This is a genomic window from Streptomyces liliifuscus (assembly GCF_016598615.1).
GTDB lineage: Bacteria > Actinomycetota > Actinomycetes > Streptomycetales > Streptomycetaceae > Streptomyces > Streptomyces liliifuscus.
The window spans coordinates 5,477,945-5,496,174 of record NZ_CP066831.1 but is presented as its reverse complement, the minus strand read 5'-3'; the positions used below and the strand labels follow the sequence as shown (position 1 = coordinate 5,496,174).

Sequence of the window (18,230 nt, the reverse complement as noted above, 5' to 3'; positions counted from 1 at the left end):
TCCTTTCTGGCGCGGTCAGCTGAGACCGACTCAGATGTCGAGGAAGCGGACGTCCTTGGCATTGCGCTGGATGAACGCGCGGCGTGCCTCGACGTCCTCGCCCATCAGGACCGAGAACAGGTCGTCGGCCTGGGCGGCGTCGTCGAGCGTGACCTGACCGAGAACGCGGTGCTCCTGGTCCATCGTGGTGATGCGCAGCTCCTCGGCGTTCATCTCACCGAGACCCTTGAAGCGCTGGATCGAGTCCTCCCTGATGCGCTTGCCCGCCTGGCGGCCGAGCTCGATCAGGGCGTCGCGCTCACGGTCCGAGTACGCGTACTCGAAGTCGTCCCGGCCCCACTTGATCTTGTAGAGCGGCGGACGCGACAGGAACACGTGCCCGGCCTCGACCAGCGGCCGCATGAAGCGGAACAGGAAGGTCAGCAGCAGGGTGTTGATGTGCTGTCCGTCGACGTCGGCGTCCGCCATCAGGATGATCTTGTGATAGCGGAGCTTCGCGATGTCGAAGTCCTCGTGGACTCCGGTTCCGAAGGCGGAGATCAGTGCCTGGATCTCCTGGTTCTGCAGGATCTTGTCGATCCGCGCCTTCTCGACGTTGAGGATCTTTCCCCGGATCGGGAGGATCGCCTGGTACTCCGGGTTGCGGCCGGACTTGGCCGAGCCGCCGGCGGAGTCACCCTCGACGATGAAGATCTCGCACTTGGTGGGGTCGTTCGACTGGCAGTCGCTCAGCTTGCCCGGCAGCGACGCCGTCTCCAGGAGCCCCTTGCGACGGGTGAGGTCACGGGCCTTGCGGGCCGCCACGCGCGCGGTGGCCGCCTGGATGGACTTGCGGATGATGTCCGCGGCCTCGTTCGGATTGCGGTCCAGCCAGTCGCTGATGTGCTCGTGGACGACCTTCTGGACGAAGGTCTTCGCCTCGGTGTTGCCCAGCTTGGTCTTGGTCTGGCCCTCGAACTGCGGCTCGCCGAGCTTGATCGAGATGATCGCCGTCAGACCCTCGCGGATGTCGTCACCCGTGAGGTTGTCGTCCTTCTCGCGCAGCAGCTTCTTGTCGCGCGCGTACCGGTTGATGAGACCGGTGAGCGCCGCGCGGAAGCCCTCCTCGTGCGTACCGCCCTCATGGGTGTGGATGGTGTTGGCGAAGGAGTACACGCCCTCGCTGTAACCGCCGTTCCACTGCATCGCGACCTCGAGGGAGAGCATGCGCTCCTTGTCCTCGGCCTCGATGTCGATCACGGTGGGGTGGACGACCTCGCCCTTGCGGGAGTTGAGGTACGTCACGAAGTCGACGATGCCGCCTTCGTAGTGGTACGTGACGGTCTTGACCTCTTCGGGCTCGTCCGCACCCGCCTCGTCGGCGCCCACCGTGGCCTTCGCCGAGTCGCGCTCATCAGTGAGTTTGATCGTCAAACCCTTGTTGAGGAACGCCATCTCCTGGAAGCGCCGCGAGAGCGTCTCGAAGGAGTAGTCCGTGGTCTCGAAGATGTCCCCGTCGGCCCAGAAGGTGACCGACGTGCCGGTCTCGTCGATGGCCTCGTGCTGGGCCAGCGGAGCCGTCGGCACGCCCAGCTTGTAGTCCTGCGTCCAGCGGTGTCCGTCGGTCCTGATCTCGACGGCCACCTTGGTGGACAGCGCGTTCACGACGGAGACGCCCACGCCGTGCAGACCGCCGGAGACCGCGTAGCCGCCGCCGCCGAACTTGCCGCCCGCGTGCAGCACGGTCAGCACGACCTCGACGGCGGGCTTTCCCTCGGAGGCGACGATGCCCACCGGGATGCCGCGGCCGTTGTCGACGACGCGGACGCCGCCGTCGGGGAGGATCGTGACCTCGATCGTGTCGGCGTGCCCGGCCAGCGCCTCGTCGACGGAGTTGTCGACCACCTCGTACACAAGGTGATGAAGACCACGCTCACCGGTCGAGCCGATGTACATGCCGGGTCGCTTGCGGACCGCGTCCAGACCCTCGAGGACGGTGATGGCGCTGGCGTCGTACGAGGCCGTGACCTCGCCGTTCGAGGATGTGGCCCCGCCGTTCGCGCCGGCGTCGGTGGACGGGATGTTCTCGTTGGGGTTGCCGGAATCGGCCACGAAGCGCCCTTTCTGGCACAGCACAAGCCAAGCTCCCGGCGGGTGGCCGGAGCGGCTGCGGCGTGTTGCGTTGGTAAGCCTTAGTCAGCGTTGCTCGGTGCGTCCCACAAGTGGGGCGGGATTAGCCTCCAGTCTACCGGTAGCGCCGACAGTGATGGGGGTTTGCCGGTACCTGAGTCCGCATGTGCCGCCCTGAACCGGTCTCCACCGACTCCCCATATGTGGACCCGGGCTCAAAGAGGCGCAGAGCGCCACTCAGCGCTTCGAGGTGTCAACCCCCCGCTACGAACGGCATACCGTCCGGTCTGGCTCACCCGTAGGTGTCACCGGGGCCCGTGCTGCCAGGCGCGCGCAAGGGGCCGAAACGCTGGACGGGACCCCCGGGGCCGAGCACCTTGATCAGCCTCACCGTGCCGTGCCCGAGGTCCTCGTTCAGGCGTGCGACCAGCTGCGGAGCGAGCAGTCGCAGGTTGGTCGCCCAGGCCGTCGAGTCGCACCGCACGATCAGTACGCGCTCGTCCTCGTCGTACTTCTCCGGTACGCAGTGGTTGGCCAGGTCGTCGCCGACGATCTGCGGCCAGCGGCCCATGACACCGCCGACGGCGGCCGGGGCCTCCCAGCCGCGCTCGGTGATGAGCCGGTTGATGGCGGAGCCGAGCGCCATCGGGTCGCGCCCGTCGGCGTGCGCGCCGGAGCGCAGACCGCCGCGCCGTGCCTGCTTCTTCTGCCGCGCCGCGTCCCCACGCGCGCGTGCCTGCTCCTTCGCTGCGCGCAGGGCCACGCGCGCGAGGTCGACGCCGGAGGGTTCGGGTCCCTTCGCCGGCTCGGGCTTCGGCTCCGGTGTGTTCTCGCTCATACGCGCTCCACCGTGCCCCCGGACACGGTGAACCGTGTCCCCGTCAGTACGCCAGGTACGTCGTCGTCGACCGCGGCCGTCACCAGCACCTGCTCGCCGGGGGCGACCAGCTCGGCGAGGCGTTCGCGGCGACGGGTGTCCAGTTCGGCGAACACGTCGTCGAGGACCAGCACCGGCTCGTTGCCCTCGGCCCGCAACAGGTCGTACGAGGCCAGGCGCAGCGACAGCGCGTACGACCAGGACTCGCCGTGTGACGCGTAGCCCTTCGCGGGCAGCTCGCCAAGTTTGAGCAGTAGTTCGTCGCGATGCGGTCCGACCAGGGTGACGCCCCGCTCGATCTCCGACTTGCGTGTCTCCACCATCGCGGCCATCAGCTGCTCGTACAGCTCCTCGCGCGCGTGGCCGGTGATCTCGGGCGAGGAGGGCTTGTACTCCAGGGCCACGGGACCGCCGCCGGGCGCCAGCTGCTCGTACGCCTTGTCCGCCAGCGGCTGGATCGCGGCGACCAGGTCGAGGCGCTGGGCGAGCAGTTCTGCGCCCACGCGCGCGAGGTGCTGGTCCCAGACGTCGAGCGTGGACAGGTCCATCGTGCGGCCGCCGTGGCGTCGGGCGAGCGCGGCCGACTTCAGGAGCGTGTTGCGCTGCCTGAGGACGCGGTCGTAGTCCGAGCGCACGCCCGCCATGCGCGGGGAGCGCGCGGTGATCAGCTCGTCGAGGAAGCGCCGGCGCTCGCCCGGATCGCCCTTGACCAGCGCGAGATCCTCGGGCGCGAACAGCACGGTCCGTACGATGCCCAGCACGTCACGCGGTCTGACCTGCGAGGACCTGTTGATGCGGGCGCGGTTGGCCTTGCCGGGGTTCAGCTCCAGCTCGACGAGTTGCTGACGCTCGCCCTGCCGGACGTTGGCCCGGACGATCGCGCGGTCGGCGCCCATCCGCACGAGGGGTGCGTCGGACGAGACGCGATGGCTGCCGAGGGTGGCGAGATAGCCGACCGCCTCGACGAGGTTGGTCTTGCCCTGTCCGTTGGGGCCCACGAACGCGGTGACGCCCGGGTCGAGAGGGACCTCGACCCGGGCGTACGAGCGGAAGTCGGCCAGCGACAGATGCGTGACGTGCATGGTCGTTCGCCGACCTCCCCCAGGGCTGTGGATCCGCGGTGCGGACCTGTGGACTACTTCTTCCGGCTACCCGACCGATTCACTTCGACCTCACTTCGGCGGGTTCACTTCTTCTCGACCGCGTGGCCGCCGAACTGGTTCCGCAGCGCCGCGACCATCTTCATCTGCGGGGAGTCGTCCTGCCGGGACGAGAACCGCGCGAACAGCGACGCGGTGATCGCGGGCAGCGGCACCGCGTGGTCAATGGCGGCTTCCACGGTCCACCGGCCCTCGCCGGAGTCCTGTGCGTAACCACGCAGCTTCTCCAGGTGCTCGTCCTCGTCCAGCGCGTTGACCGCGAGGTCGAGCAGCCAGGAGCGGATGACGGTGCCCTCCTGCCAGGAGCGGAAGACCTCACGCACGTCGGTGACCGAGTCGACCTTCTCCAGGAGCTCCCAGCCCTCGGCGTAAGCCTGCATCATCGCGTACTCGATGCCGTTGTGGACCATCTTCGAGAAGTGGCCCGCGCCCACCTTGCCCGCGTGGACGGCGCCGACGCCGGCTTCCCCCTCGGGCTTGAGGGCGTCGAAGACGGGCTGGACCTTGGCGATGTTCTCTGCGTCGCCGCCGTACATCAGCGCGTAGCCGTTCTGCAGGCCCCAGACGCCGCCCGAGACGCCGCAGTCGACGAAGCCGATGCCCTTGGCCGCCAGCTCCCCGGCGTGCTTCTCGTCGTCCGTCCAGCGCGAGTTGCCGCCGTCCACGACGACGTCGCCGGGTTCCAGGAGCTCGGCGAGCTCGTCGATCGTCGACTGGGTCGCCGCACCGGCCGGGACCATCACCCACACCACACGCGGACCCTTGAGCTTGCCCACAAGCTCTTCGAGGCTGTGGACATCGGCGACGCCCGGATTGCGGTCGTATCCGATGACGGTGTGGCCTGCGCGGCGAATGCGCTCGCGCATGTTGCCGCCCATCTTGCCGAGGCCGACGAGACCGAGCTCCATCAGGTTGTTCCTTCACTAGCGATGTGGCAGGAGGGCACTTTCGTACCTGCGTCCGAGCCTAAACCCGGACGCTCCTGCACACCTGTGGGCATAGCCGCTCAGACGAACGCCCCCACCTGCGGCCTTCGTCAGCCGCTGAGCCGCACCGGCATGATCAGGTACTTGTACGCCTCGTCCGCCTCCGCGTCCAAGGCGGGCTTGCCGCTCAGGAGCGCCGGCTTGGTGGACGTCGTGAAGGAGAGCTGCGCCACCGGCGAGTCGATGGCGCTCAGGCCGTCGAGCAGGAACGTGGGGTTGAAGGCGATCGAGACGTCGTCGCCCTCCAGCTGGGCGTCGACCCTTTCCACAGCCTGTGCGTCGTCGCTGGAGCCTGCCTCCAGGATCAGCACGCCCTGCTCGAAGGAGAGCCGCACCGGGGTGTTCCGCTCGGCGACCAGGGCCACACGCTTGACGGCCTCCACGAAGGGGGCGGTCTCGATCACGGCGATGGAGTTGAACTCCGTCGGGAACAGCGAGCGGTACTTCGGGAGGTCGCCCTCCAGCAGACGCGTGGTCGTCCGCCGTCCCGCGCCCTCGAAACCGATCAGCCCCTCGCCGGCACCGGAGCCGGACAGCGCGAGGATGACGCTGTCGCCGCTTGTGAGGGCCTTGGCGGTGTCCAGGAGCGTCTTGGCGGGCACCAGGGCCACCGCGGACGCCTCGGGGTTCTCCGGCTTCCACAGGAACTCTCGGACGGCGAAGCGGTAGCGGTCGGTGGACGCCAGCGTGACGGTGTCGCCCTCGATCTCGATGCGCACACCGGTGAGGACGGGCAGCGTGTCGTCACGACCCGCGGCGATGGCCACCTGGGCCGCGGCGGAGGCGAAGACCTCACCGGGGACGGTGCCGGTCGCCGACGGCATCTGCGGCAGGGCCGGGTACTCCTCCACAGGCAGTGTGTGCAGGGTGAAGCGCGAGGAGCCGCAGACCACGGTCGCCCGTACACCGTCTGTGGAAATCTCCACCGGCCGGTTGGGGAGAGCGCGGCAGATGTCGGCGAGCAGGCGGCCGGAGACGAGCACCGTGCCTTCCTCGTCGATCTCGGCGTCCACGGAGACCCGTGCCGAGACCTCGTAGTCGAAGCTGGAGAGGCTCAGCGCGCCTTCCTCCGCCTTCAGCAGAAGGCCGGCGAGCACAGGCGCCGGCGGACGGGCCGGGAGGCTGCGTGCCGCCCAGGCCACTGCCTCCGCGAGTACGTCGCGTTCCACCCGGATCTTCACCGTTGCCGCCTCCGTCTGTTGCCGGCGCTCTCGCCCTGCTGCCTCGTCGTCTGACTCGGTGTCGCTCGGCCCGGTCATGGGAAGGACACCGGGGAACAGTCTGACGCACCGCACTGACAGTCGGTGCCCCTCGGGGTCAAGTCGTTCCGAGCGGCAGCCGAGGCTCCGAGCGAGAGTTGTGCACAGCCCCCACTTCGAATCGATTCCCAGACTCTCTCTAGTTGGGAGTAGTAGTAGGGGCTGTGGATACCGTGGATAACCCCGTATTCGCAGCTCAGAGGCGGTTTTTTGTCCACTGGCCCTGTGGGTGGAGGCGGTGGAAAACAGGCGTCTTCTGTGGACGGGGAAAAGTTCTGCACACCCGATGCACAGGCGGGGGCCACTTCTCCCCAGCGCCGTCCCCAGGTTTACCCACGTTCCCCACAGCCCAACCCGGCACCTTCGTGTGACGCCTTTCACTCGACACGGTGAGGAGGCGCGTCGCGTTGCCGAACAGTGGACAGCGGTGTGGAGAAGCCCGGGATCGCTGGGGACAACCGCCCCCAGCCTGTGGGCCGCCGGTGGACAACTTTCTGCACACCCTGTGGATCATCTCGTCGTCCACAGTCTGTGGAGATCGTTCGTCCACGAATCCACAACCGGCTGACCTGGTCTGATGCTCTTTCAGCAGCACACCCTGTGGACACGATCTGGACAACTTCCCAGTCCCCAGGATGTGGACGCGAGAAAGTCCCCGAATCTGTGGAGGGCGGCCGTAACCAGGGCACGTATTCGAACAACGGATGGTCTTCGGGTGTCGGCGGAGCGACTCCGGGCGCCGCCGGGAAGGGCGTCCGAGGGCGGTTGAGGGCGGAAAGAGGGCGGCGCGAGGGTCCTCAGAAGGCGTGTGGGAGCGGCGGAAGACGCCTTCGGAGGCGTGCAGGACGATGCCCGGCACGCTCGGGAACGCCATCGAGCGGGTATCGGGCAACCCGTCGATCGGGTGCCGGAACGACGAAAGGCGCCCTCGGGAGCGTGTCCCGGGGCGCCTTCAGCGACGTACAGCCGCTGCCGTCAGCCGTTCTTGATGCGGTTCGTGAGCTCGGTGACCTGGTTGTAGATGGAGCGGCGCTCGGCCATCAGCGCGCGGATCTTCCGGTCGGCGTGCATGACGGTCGTGTGGTCGCGGCCGCCGAACTGCGCGCCGATCTTCGGCAGCGAGAGGTCGGTGAGCTCCCGGCACAGATACATGGCGATCTGGCGTGCCGTCACCAGCACACGGCTGCGGGAGGAGCCGCACAGGTCGTCCACCGTGAGACCGAAGTAGTCGGCGGTCGCCGCCATGATGGCCGTCGCCGTGATCTCCGGGGCCGAGTCCTCGCCGCCCGGGATCAGGTCCTTGAGGACGATCTCCGTCAGGCCGAGGTCCACGGGCTGACGGTTGAGCGACGCGAACGCCGTCACCCGGATCAGCGCGCCCTCCAGCTCACGGATGTTCCGCGAGATGCGGGACGCGATGAACTCCAGCACCTCGGGCGGGGCGTTGAGCTGCTCCTGCACCGCCTTCTTACGGAGGATCGCGATACGCGTCTCCAGCTCGGGCGGCTGGACGTCGGTGATCAGGCCCCACTCGAAACGGTTCCGCAGCCGGTCCTCCAGGGTTACCAGCTGCTTGGGCGGCCGGTCGCTGGAGAGCACGATCTGCTTGTTCGCGTTGTGGAGCGTGTTGAAGGTGTGGAAGAACTCCTCCTGCGTCGACTCCTTGTCCGCCAGGAACTGGATGTCGTCGACGAGCAGGATGTCCATCTCGCGGTACCGCTTGCGGAAACTGTCGCCCTTGCCGTCGCGGATCGAGTTGATGAACTCGTTGGTGAACTCCTCGGAGCTCACGTACCGCACGCGCGTGCCCGGATAGAGGCTGCGCGCGTAGTGCCCGATCGCGTGCAGCAGGTGCGTCTTGCCGAGCCCCGACTCCCCGTAGATGAAGAGGGGGTTGTACGCCTTCGCCGGTGCCTCGGCGACGGCGACCGCGGCGGCGTGCGCGAAACGGTTCGAGGCGCCGATGACGAACGTGTCGAAGAGGTACTTCGGGTTGAGGCGCGCGGTGGGCTCTCCGGGACCGGCCGCGGGCGCCGGCTGCGCGGCCAGTGGGCCCGGGGCGCCACTGGAGGCGGGCAGATTGGAGCCGACGGGGCCGCCGCGGTGGACATGCCCGGTCCCGGACTGCGACGGCGGCTCCGGCCGGCGGTCGCGGCGGTCCGGGCGCTGGTCGTAGTCGGAGCGAGGCTGGTCGTACCCGGGCCGCTGCTGCTCGTAGTCGGACCGCTGCTGTTCGTAGGGAGAGCGGTCCGGAGGCTGCTGCCGGTAGTCCTGGGAGGGCGACGCGTACGGATCCCGGTCGGGGAAACCGAGCCGCTGCTGCTGCCAGCCGTAGTCGTCCTGCGAGGGCCGCGGCCAGGCGCCGGGATCGGGACGCTGATAGTCGGGGTACGCGGGACGGGCGGTCGGGAGCTGGTCCCCGCGGGGCGACTGCTGGTCGGGGCGGCCCTGCGGGTGGTCGTCCATGTGGTCGTTCGCACGATGGCGGCCGTATCCCCGGTATCCGTCACGGTCCTGCGCGGGGGGCCGCTCGGGCTCCTCGTAGCGCTGCTGCGACTGGGCGGGCGGCGCCGGCGGGGCGGGGGTCTCGCCGACGGAGTCGTCGACGGTGATCGCGATACGGATCGGGCGGCCGCACTCGCGGCTCAGGGTCTCGCTGACGATCGGCGCGAGGCGCCCTTCCAGGACACCCTTCGCGAACTCGTTGGGCACCGCGAGCAGCGCGGTGTCCGCTACGAGCGCCAGCGGCTGGCAGCGCTTGATCCAGTGCTCGTCCTTCGTCTCGACACCCTGCCCACGCCCCTCACCGAGAAGTTGCTCCAATACTCGTGGCCACACTGCGGCAAGATCGGCAGGTACGTCAGCCACAGGGCACGCTCTCTCACGGGTCCCACGAACGTGTGATTCCTGGGACGGATTGGGTTGGAACTGCGGGTGGGGCGGGCGGCACGAATCAGATGGAGCAGGGAGAAGGGAACGAACCGGAGTCCAGCCACGGTAGTCAGGGCGACCCATGCGGTTCAAGTTGTTGTCCCCAGGCTGTGGATAGTGTCTCCCGGGCAGCGCTGGTTTGACCGGATGGCGTAGCCGCGCGTACCGTAACCAGGTCGAGTTGTCGATGGCTGCTGCCGCCTGCCTCCGATGGGCACAGATCGCGAAGAGTGATCGGGAAGCGGTGCACTCGGGCGTAAGCGAGCTACTCGTGGGCGCACGGTGACAGCCAAGACGGCACCCCGAAACTACCGATTTCTTCTGGAGCCCCCGAGTGAGCAAGCGCACCTTCCAGCCGAACAACCGTCGTCGCGCCAAGACCCACGGCTTCCGCCTGCGGATGCGCACCCGCGCCGGCCGCGCGATTCTCGCGAACCGTCGTGGCAAGGGTCGCGCCAGCCTGTCCGCCTGATCACCAACAGGTCATGACGTGCTGCCTACCGAGCATCGGCTGAGGCGGCGCGAGGACTTCGCGACCGCGGTACGCCGAGGACGCCGGGCCGGACGCCCGCTTCTCGTCGTTCATCTACGTAGCGGTGCAACCGACCCGCACGCGCCTGGGGAGAGCGCTCCCCCGACGCGTGCGGGTTTCGTTGTCAGCAAAGCAGTGGGCGGAGCTGTCGTACGCAACAAGGTGAAGCGCCGGCTTCGCCATCTGATGCGTGACCGAGTGGCTCTGCTGACCCCCGGTAGCCTGGTAGTCGTACGAGCGCTGCCCGGTGCGGGTGACGCCGACCATGCACAGCTGGCCCGAGACCTGGACGCCGCCCTGGAGCGGCTACTGGGAGGGGGCGCGCGATGAAGTACCCGCTGCTGGCTCTCATCAAGCTGTACCAGTGGACCATCAGCCCGTTGCTCGGGCCGGTGTGCAAGTACTACCCGTCGTGTTCCCACTACGGGTACCAAGCCATCGACCGTCACGGTGCGATCAAGGGAACGGCACTCACCGCCTGGCGCATCCTGCGGTGCAATCCGTGGTCGCTGGGCGGTGTGGACCATGTCCCGCCGCGCAAGCGTCCGCGGTGGCACGAAATGCTGCGTAACGCCTGGCGTGCACGCAAGGGCGGGACCTCCGCCGCCGAACCGGCCATCGAGGGGCACGGTATGTCCGACCGTCCCCCGAGCCCGGCCGCCGAGACCCCGTCCCATGCTCAAGGAGCCTGATTAGTGGACACGATTGCCAGTATTTTCAGCTTCATCACGACACCCGTTTCCTGGGTCATCGTCCAGTTCCACTCGGTGTACGGCGCCATCTTCGGCCCCGACACGGGCTGGGCCTGGGGCTTGTCCATCGTGTCCCTGGTGATCCTGATCCGAATCTGCCTGATCCCGCTCTTCGTGAAGCAGATCAAGGCGACTCGGGCGATGCAGACGCTCCAGCCCGAGATGAAGAAGATCCAGGAGCGCTACAAGAACGACAAGCAGCGTCAGTCCGAAGAGATGATGAAGCTGTACAAGGAGACGGGCACCAACCCGCTCTCCTCGTGCCTTCCCATCCTGGCGCAGTCCCCGTTCTTCTTCGCCCTGTACCACGTGCTCAACAGCATCGCGTCGAACGACACCATCGGCGTGATCAACGACCGGCTGCTGGAGAGCGCGCAGAAGGCGCACATCTTCGGCGCCCCGCTGGCCGCGAAGTTCACGGACAGCGATGCCAAGGTCCAGGCACTGGGCTCCTCGATCACCGACGTGCGCGTCGTCACGGCGATCATGATCGTCCTGATGTCGTTCTCGCAGTTCTACACGCAGCGCCAGCTGATGACGAAGAACGTCGACACGACGGTGAAGACGCCGTTCATGCAGCAGCAGAAGATGCTGATGTACGTCTTCCCGATCATGTTCGCCGTCTTCGGTATCAACTTCCCCGTCGGTGTCCTCGTCTACTGGCTGACCACCAACGTGTGGACCATGGGCCAGCAGATGTACGTCATCCACAACAACCCGACGCCGGGTTCCAAGGCTCAAGCCTCCTACCTGGAGCGGCTGCACAAGCGCGTCACGCACAACGGCAAGACGCGCGGCCGCGGTGAGAAGGCCATCGTCAAGGCCATCGTGGCCAAGGGCCGCGACCGCAACGATGTCGAGCGCAAGTTCATCAACGGCCTGACCAAGGCGGGCCTGGCGGCCCAGGCCGACGGCACGGTGGTGAAGAGCGAGGCCTCGACGGTCGTCGAGACCGAGGACGGCACCCCGGCGACGGGCGGCGCCGCTCCCAAGCGCCAGCAGCCCAAGCGGCAGAGCAAGTCCCAGCGCCAGTCGTCCACCGCCCAGGGCGGCCACAAGGCGGCGGACGACTCCGCGCCGAAGACCTCGCTCAGCAAGTCCGACGAACCCGAGGAAGCCAAGCCCGGCCCCAAGCCGGCGGGCGGCAAGTCCGCGTCCGGCGGCACCCGCAGCAAGGCCCAGTCCGGACAGCGCAAGGGCCCGCAGCGGCCCAAGTCCCCGTCCAAGAAGTAAGAAGGAGTCCATCCCGTGACGGAAGGCACCACCTCCGCTGCCCCTGAGGGTGGCGACACCCTGACCCGCCTGGAGCAGGAGGGCGAGATCGCGGCCGACTACCTCGAGGGTCTGCTGGACATCGCCGATCTCGACGGCGACATCGACATGGATGTCGAGGCCGATCGCGCGGCGGTCTCGATCATCAGCGACTCCAGCGGCCGTGACCTGCAGAAGCTGGTCGGCCGCGACGGCGAGGTCCTGGAAGCCCTCCAGGAGCTCACGCGGCTGGCCGTGCACCGGGAGACCGGGGACCGCAGCCGGCTGATGCTGGACATCGCGGGTTACCGCGCCAAGAAGCGCGAGGAACTCTCCGAGCTGGGCGCGAAGGCCGCGGCCGAGGTCAGGAGTTCCGGTGAGCCCGTGAAGATGAAGGCGATGACCCCCTTCGAGCGCAAGGTCGTGCACGACGCGGTCAAGGCCGCGGGCCTGCGCAGTGAGTCCGAGGGCGAGGAGCCGCAGCGCTTCGTTGTCGTGCTCCCCGCCTGATCCAGCACGTCGTTCTCCGGCCCCGTCTGTGTTCGCAGGCGGGGCCGAACTTTGTCAGCCTGAAATCTCCGATGGTCCCTGATAGTCCTGGTAGTCAGCGCGCACTGCGCTCAAGCGGTACGGAAGGACGGTTCCCCGTGACGGAGGCAGTGGAGCTTCCCCCTGCGCCCGAGCAGGCCCGGGCGGTATTCGGCGATCGCTTCGCAGACGCGGTTCGTTACGCGGAGCTGCTGGCGGACGCTGGAGTGCAGCGGGGGCTGATCGGCCCCCGTGAAGTGCCTCGACTCTGGGAACGGCACCTGTTGAACTGTGCGGTCCTCTCGGAGGTCGTTCCCGAGAGCGTGACGGTGTGCGATGTCGGGTCCGGTGCCGGGCTGCCCGGTATCCCGCTCGCCCTCGTCCGCCCGGACCTGAAGATCACGCTCCTTGAGCCCTTGCTGCGCCGGACGAACTTCCTCACCGAGGTCGTCGAGCTGTTGGGCCTCGACCACGTCACCGTCGTCCGTGGGCGCGCCGAGGAGGTCCTTGGCAAGCTGCCTCCGGTCCACGTGGTGACGGCGCGGGCCGTGGCGCCCCTGGACCGTCTCGCGGCCTGGGGAGTGCCGCTGCTGCGCCCGTACGGCGAGATGCTCCTCCTCAAGGGCGACACCGCGGAGGAAGAGGTCAAGAACGCCGGGGCCGCCCTGAGCAAGCTGGGCGCGGTGGACATCTCCGTGCTTCACGTCGGTGAAGGTGTGGTGGATCCTCTCGCCACGGTGGTACGAGTCGAGGTCGGGGAGAGCCCCGGCGGCGTGCGCTTCGCGGCCAAGCGGGCGAAGGCGGCACGGACGGGGCGGACCCGAAGGCGTCGCTGACCGATTCCTGAGGAGAGCGCGACTCATTCGGGATGCGTGTTGTCGGGTCGGAGGCTCGTTGACTGATCCGTCCTGACGACGAGACGTACTCCACACAAGCTGCCAAACCTACGCATGCCGGAGTGTCGCGCGGTCGCGGTCGCGCGCGCTGTGCATCGTGTTTCACGTGAAACGTCGCTCACTGCTGCACGGCATCATCAGTCGCGGCCGCGCCGCGGCCGAACCCCGCGACCGAAACCCCCTTGGATCCCTGGGATCCTTCAGAAAAAGACCCTCTCCCGGCGGCCACGAGTCCCCCGGAGAGGGCACGGAGTTGTCCACAGAGGTGGATTTCTCCACAGAACCACGGGCCTCGCTGGTTCACGACCCCGAAGACATGGGAGGCTCTGTTCATTGCGAGCCTGAAGTCGAGGAGAGTGAATCCTTGCGGTCCGACGCCAACATCGCGGGACCGATGACCGATCCGGTCCCCGGTCCCCGTACCGAGTCGATGGGGGAGGATGTTTCACGTGAAACACCGCCCCCGATGGACGACACTCCCATCGGTCGTGCTGCCCAACTGGCGGTGGAGGCTCTTGGCCGCGCCGGCGAGGGCCTTCCACGGCCTGACCAAACCCGCGTGATGGTGGTCGCCAACCAGAAGGGCGGGGTGGGCAAGACCACGACCACGGTCAACCTTGCCGCTTCGCTTGCTCTGCATGGTGGGCGTGTCCTGGTGGTCGACCTCGATCCTCAGGGCAATGCCTCCACCGCGCTGGGCATTGACCATCACGCCGAAGTTCCTTCGATCTACGACGTGCTGATCGACAGCAAGCCACTCTCCGAGGTTGTTCAGCCAGTACCTGATGTCGAGGGTCTCTTCTGCGCACCTGCCACGATCGATCTCGCCGGTGCGGAGATCGAGCTGGTGTCCCTGGTGGCACGAGAGAGCCGGCTTGAGCGGGCGATCCAGGCGTACGAGCAGCCGCTGGACTACATCCTCATCGACTGCCCGCCCTCGCTGGGCCTCCTGACGGTCAACGCTCTCGTAGCCGGTGCCGAGGTTCTCATCCCGATTCAGTGCGAGTACTACGCGCTGGAGGGCTTGGGCCAGTTGCTGCGCAACGTCGATCTGGTGCGGGGGCACCTCAACCCCAACCTGCATGTATCGACGATCCTGCTCACCATGTACGACGGCCGGACCCGCCTCGCGTCCCAGGTCGCCGACGAGGTGCGCAGCCACTTCGGCGACGAGGTGCTGCGGACGAGCATTCCGCGCTCGGTCCGTATCTCCGAGGCCCCCAGTTACGGTCAGACGGTGCTGACCTACGACCCGGGGTCGAGCGGTGCCCTCTCCTACCTTGAGGCGGCACGAGAGATCGCGCTGCGCGGAGTCGGAGTGGCGTACGACGCGCAGCATGCCCACATGGGCGCACACAACGAACAGAGCATGGTGGAGGGGATCCAGTGAGCGAGCGACGGAGGGGGTTGGGCCGTGGTCTCGGCGCACTGATCCCGGCTGCACCGACAGGAGAGAAGGCGGCACCACCCGCGGTGGGCGGCGGGTCCACATCGCCGGGATCTGTGCCCGTGCTCACCGCAGAGCGCGGGGTTGCGGCGGCCAAGGTGGCCGCACTGCCATCGGCTCATGTTTCACATGAAACAGAGGAGCCGTCGACGAGTGTCTTCGGCGAGGCTCCTCCGTCGGCACCCGTCGGCGCGTACTTCGCCGAGCTGCCTCTCGACTCCATCACCGCGAACCCGCGCCAGCCCCGTGAGGTCTTCGACGAGGACGCTCTGGCTGAACTCGTCACCTCCATCAAGGAGGTCGGCCTTCTCCAGCCGGTCGTCGTACGGCAGATGGGTCCGGCGCGCTACGAGCTCATCATGGGCGAGCGGCGCTGGCGGGCTTGCCGCGAGGCGGGGCTCGACGCGATCCCGGCGATCGTGCGGGCCACGGATGACGAGAAGCTTCTCCTGGACGCGCTCCTGGAGAACCTGCACCGTGCTCAGCTGAACCCGCTGGAAGAGGCTGCCGCCTACGACCAGCTGCTCAAGGACTTCAACTGCACGCACGACCAGCTGGCTGACCGGATCGGCCGTTCGCGCCCTCAGGTCTCCAACACCCTGCGTCTGCTGAAGCTGTCGCCGTCGGTTCAGCGCCGCGTGGCCGCCGGGGTGCTCTCCGCCGGACACGCGCGCGCCCTGCTCTCCGTGGATGACTCGGAGGAGCAGGACCGCCTGGCTCACCGGATCGTGGCCGAGGGGCTCTCGGTGCGAGCGGTCGAGGAGATCGTCACGCTCATGGGCTCGCGGCCGCAGTCGGCCGCACGCTCCAAGGGGCCGCGGGCCGGCACACGGCTCTCCCCGGCGCTGAGCGACCTTGCGACCCGTCTCTCGGACCGCTTCGAGACTCGGGTGAAGGTCGACCTCGGCCAGAAGAAGGGCAAGATCACCGTCGAGTTCGCCTCGATGGACGACCTTGAGCGCATCCTCGGCTCGCTCGCCCCAGGTGAGGGACCGGTTCTGCAGAAGAGCCTCCTGGACGACGACTCCGAGGAGACGGAAGCCTGAGGCCCCGGTCGGTTGGTCGATTTCGACCGGCCGACCAGGAGAGCGGGCCGTGTCCGGTATACACCGGACACGGCCCGCTCTTTGCTTTCAGGCGGTATCGATGGAATCGCATCGTGGATACGATGCGTTCGGGTATGGCGCATTCACCTGGCAGCACCTTTTGTGGGGAGGCGAGGGGCCATGCGAACGGTGAGCCGGACCGGACTGGTGAGCGCGGGCCTGGGGCTCGGAGCGGTCGGCGGGTTCGTCGGCAGCCTGCTCAGGGAACGGAGCGCTCTGACAGCCGCTCGCGATGCTGCGGGCGAGGAAAGTGAGGAACTGCCTTCATGGGGCGCCGGCTCGCACCGCTCACGCTGGACAACCTTCAGGACCTTCCCAAGCGCTGTCGCGCGTGTGTCTTCTGGGAATTGGACCCAGTCAGCGGTCAGGCCGCGGTAAAGGCAGGAACACCCGAGCTGGAGAAAGAGGCGTGGATCTCCGCCGTTCTGCTCGAATGGGGATCCTGCGGCCGGGTCGTGTACGTGGATGACGTACCGGCGGGCTTCGTGCTCTACGCGCCGCCCGCCTATGTGCCGCGGGCGACGGCCTTCCCCACGAGTCCGGTCTCCCCTGACGCGGTCCAGCTGATGACGGCCTTCATCACGCCGGGCTTTCAGGGGCAGGGACTTGGACGCGTGATGGTGCAGACGGTCGCCAAGGATCTGCTCCGGCGGGGCTTCAAGGCGATCGAGGCCTTCGGGGACGCCCGCTGGAAGGAGCCGGCCTGCGTCCTGCCCGCCGATCATCTCCTGGCCGTGGGATTCAAGACGGTCCGGCCGCACCCGACGTACCCACGACTGCGCCTGGAGCTGCGTACGACGCTCTCCTGGAAGGAAGACGTGGAGTTGGCGCTCGACCGGTTGCTGGGGGCGGTACAGAAGGAGCCAGTGCTGCGTCCGCTGTAGGACGCTCTCGTGTCCGTCGGTGAGGCGTCTGCGCCATCCGCCACACATGCGGATGGGCCAACCCGTCCGGGTTGGCCCATCCGTGTTTCACGTGAAACATCGCCGCCTGCAGCGGGCAGCTTGCCGAACTACTCGGCGATGAAGTCCTCGAGGTCCCGCACGATCGCGGCCTTCGGCTTGGCACCGACGATGGTCTTGGCGACCTCGCCACCCTGGTAGACGTTCAGGGTCGGGATGGACATGACGCCGTACTTGGCGGCCGTACCCGGGTTCTCGTCGATGTTGAGCTTGACGACCTCGATCTTGTCGCCGTACTCGGCGGCGATCGCCTCGAGGGACGGAGCGATCTGGCGGCACGGACCGCACCAGGCGGCCCAGAAGTCCACCAGGACGGGCTTGTCGCTCTTGAGAACGTCCTGCTCGAAGGAATCGTCGGTCACGTGCTTGAGAGTGCCGGCCACGGCGGGCTCCTTAACTGGTTGGTGCGGTGGGGCGGGATGGGGGTCAGACAGCGGTCTTCTCGGGCTCCGCGGCGGCCTCGCCGTCCGCGAGGGCCGAGAGGAAGCGCTCGGCGTCGAGGGCGGCGGCGCAGCCGGTGCCGGCCGCGGTGATCGCCTGGCGGTAGGTGTGGTCGACGACGTCGCCGGCGCCGAAGACACCCGTCAGGTTGGTCCGGGTCGAGGGTGCCTCGACCTTGAGGTAGCCCTCGCCGTCCAGGTCGAGCTGGCCCTTGAAGAGCTCGGTGCGCGGGTCGTGGCCGATCGCGATGAACAGGCCGGTGACGGGCAGCTCGGACGTCTCGCCGGTCTTGAGGTTCCGCAGCTTCAGACCGGAGAGCTTCTGGTCGCCCTGGATCTCGGCGACCTCGCTGTCCCAGACGAACTTGATCTTCGGGTCGGCGAAGGCACGCTCCTGCATCGCCTTGGAGGCGCGCAGGGTGTCACGGCGGTGGACGATCGTCACGGACTTGGCGAACCGGGAGAGGAAGGTCGCTTCCTCCATGGCGGTGTCGCCGCCGCCGATCACGGCGATGTCCTGGTCCTTGAAGAAGAAGCCATCACAGGTCGCGCACCAGGAGACGCCGCGTCCGGAGAGGGCATCCTCCTTCGGCAGACCCAGCTTGCGGTGCTGAGAGCCCGTGGCGACGATGATCGCCTTCGCCCGGTGCACGGTGCCCGCCGTGTCCGTGACGGTCTTGATCTCACCGCTGAGGTCGGCCGCGACGATGTCGTCCGGCACCAGCTCGGCACCGAAGCGCTCGGACTGCGCACGCATGTTGTCCATGAGCTCGGGGCCCATGATGCCGTCCTGGAAGCCGGGGAAGTTCTCCACCTCAGTGGTGTTCATCAGCGCACCGCCTGCGGTGACGGCGCCCTCGAACACCAGCGGCTTAAGCGACGCGCGCGCAGTGTAGAGCGCCGCCGTGTAGCCGGCGGGCCCGGAGCCGATGATGATCACGTTTCGGACGTCGCTCACGGCTTGATTCCTCGTCTCTGGAGACTGCTTCGTACG

At 67.7% G+C, this 18,230-nt stretch carries 17 protein-coding genes; 9 read left to right on the top strand and 8 right to left on the bottom strand.

Annotated elements, in window-relative coordinates; translation table 11 throughout:
- Positions 1-30: 30 nt before the first annotated feature.
- From gyrB to dnaA, 6 genes are all read right to left on the bottom strand, one after another.
- A complete protein-coding gene (gene gyrB / locus JEQ17_RS23515; RefSeq protein ID WP_200397066.1) occupies positions 31-2,091 on the bottom strand; it encodes a DNA topoisomerase (ATP-hydrolyzing) subunit B in 2,061 nt (686 codons plus the stop codon).
- A 310-nt stretch (positions 2,092-2,401) separates the two neighbouring features.
- Complete coding sequence (locus JEQ17_RS23510; RefSeq protein WP_200397065.1) at positions 2,402-2,947, bottom strand: DUF721 domain-containing protein; 546 nt, start codon at positions 2,945-2,947, stop codon at positions 2,402-2,404.
- Entirely contained in the window at positions 2,944-4,068 is a 1,125-nt protein-coding gene (gene recF / locus JEQ17_RS23505) for a DNA replication/repair protein RecF (RefSeq protein WP_200397064.1), read from the bottom strand. Before recF ends, JEQ17_RS23510 begins: the two co-directional genes overlap by 4 nt.
- A gap of 104 nt (positions 4,069-4,172) precedes the next feature.
- Entirely contained in the window at positions 4,173-5,054 is an 882-nt protein-coding gene (gnd, locus tag JEQ17_RS23500) for a phosphogluconate dehydrogenase (NAD(+)-dependent, decarboxylating) (RefSeq protein ID WP_200397063.1), read from the bottom strand.
- A 128-nt stretch (positions 5,055-5,182) separates the two neighbouring features.
- Entirely contained in the window at positions 5,183-6,313 is a 1,131-nt protein-coding gene (gene dnaN / locus JEQ17_RS23495; RefSeq protein WP_055611472.1) for a DNA polymerase III subunit beta, read from the bottom strand.
- Positions 6,314-7,366: 1,053 nt separating this feature from the next.
- The gene (dnaA, locus tag JEQ17_RS23490; RefSeq protein ID WP_200397062.1) at positions 7,367-9,259 is read right to left on the bottom strand and encodes a chromosomal replication initiator protein DnaA; all 1,893 of its coding nucleotides are present in this window, start codon (positions 9,257-9,259) and stop codon (positions 7,367-7,369) included.
- A gap of 397 nt (positions 9,260-9,656) precedes the next feature.
- On the opposite strand from dnaA, the gene rpmH reads away from it, so the two are divergent.
- The 9 genes from rpmH (at position 9,657) to JEQ17_RS23445 (ending at position 16,718) form a co-directional block, all read left to right on the top strand.
- Positions 9,657-9,794, top strand: coding sequence for a 50S ribosomal protein L34 (rpmH, locus tag JEQ17_RS23485; protein WP_006381191.1), 138 nt, complete (start codon positions 9,657-9,659; stop codon positions 9,792-9,794).
- An 18-nt stretch (positions 9,795-9,812) separates the two neighbouring features.
- On the top strand, positions 9,813-10,184 hold the full coding sequence (gene rnpA / locus JEQ17_RS23480) for a ribonuclease P protein component (RefSeq protein WP_079052841.1): 372 nt from the start codon (positions 9,813-9,815) through the stop codon (positions 10,182-10,184).
- On the top strand, positions 10,181-10,546 hold the full coding sequence (gene yidD, locus JEQ17_RS23475; RefSeq protein WP_200397061.1) for a membrane protein insertion efficiency factor YidD: 366 nt from the start codon (positions 10,181-10,183) through the stop codon (positions 10,544-10,546). The genes rnpA and yidD overlap by 4 nt, the downstream gene beginning before the upstream one ends.
- Before the next feature lie 3 nt (positions 10,547-10,549).
- Positions 10,550-11,839, top strand: a complete 1,290-nt coding sequence (gene yidC / locus JEQ17_RS23470; RefSeq protein ID WP_200397060.1) for a membrane protein insertase YidC — start codon at positions 10,550-10,552, stop codon at positions 11,837-11,839.
- A 15-nt stretch (positions 11,840-11,854) separates the two neighbouring features.
- Entirely contained in the window at positions 11,855-12,367 is a 513-nt protein-coding gene (locus JEQ17_RS23465) for a Jag family protein (protein ID WP_055611477.1), read from the top strand.
- Between the two features lie 137 nt (positions 12,368-12,504).
- Positions 12,505-13,221 (top strand): 16S rRNA (guanine(527)-N(7))-methyltransferase RsmG, encoded by a 717-nt coding sequence (gene rsmG, locus JEQ17_RS23460; RefSeq protein ID WP_200397059.1) that lies wholly within the window; start codon positions 12,505-12,507, stop codon positions 13,219-13,221.
- A gap of 376 nt (positions 13,222-13,597) precedes the next feature.
- Entirely contained in the window at positions 13,598-14,671 is a 1,074-nt protein-coding gene (locus tag JEQ17_RS23455) for a ParA family protein (protein ID WP_079052842.1), read from the top strand.
- Positions 14,668-15,774, top strand: a complete 1,107-nt coding sequence (locus JEQ17_RS23450) for a ParB/RepB/Spo0J family partition protein (RefSeq protein WP_200397058.1) — start codon at positions 14,668-14,670, stop codon at positions 15,772-15,774. Before JEQ17_RS23455 ends, JEQ17_RS23450 begins: the two co-directional genes overlap by 4 nt.
- Before the next feature lie 326 nt (positions 15,775-16,100).
- Positions 16,101-16,718 carry a GNAT family N-acetyltransferase gene (locus JEQ17_RS23445; RefSeq protein ID WP_189841525.1) on the top strand — a complete coding sequence of 206 codons (618 nt, stop codon included), beginning with the start codon at positions 16,101-16,103 and terminating at the stop codon, positions 16,716-16,718.
- A 128-nt stretch (positions 16,719-16,846) separates the two neighbouring features.
- On the opposite strand, the gene trxA is transcribed toward JEQ17_RS23445, so the two are convergent.
- Together trxA and trxB are read right to left on the bottom strand one after the other, a co-directional pair.
- Complete coding sequence (gene trxA / locus JEQ17_RS23440; protein ID WP_143641354.1) at positions 16,847-17,179, bottom strand: thioredoxin; 333 nt, start codon at positions 17,177-17,179, stop codon at positions 16,847-16,849.
- 43 nt (positions 17,180-17,222) lie between these two features.
- On the bottom strand, positions 17,223-18,194 hold the full coding sequence (gene trxB / locus JEQ17_RS23435; RefSeq protein ID WP_200397057.1) for a thioredoxin-disulfide reductase: 972 nt from the start codon (positions 18,192-18,194) through the stop codon (positions 17,223-17,225).
- Positions 18,195-18,230 lie beyond the last annotated feature (36 nt).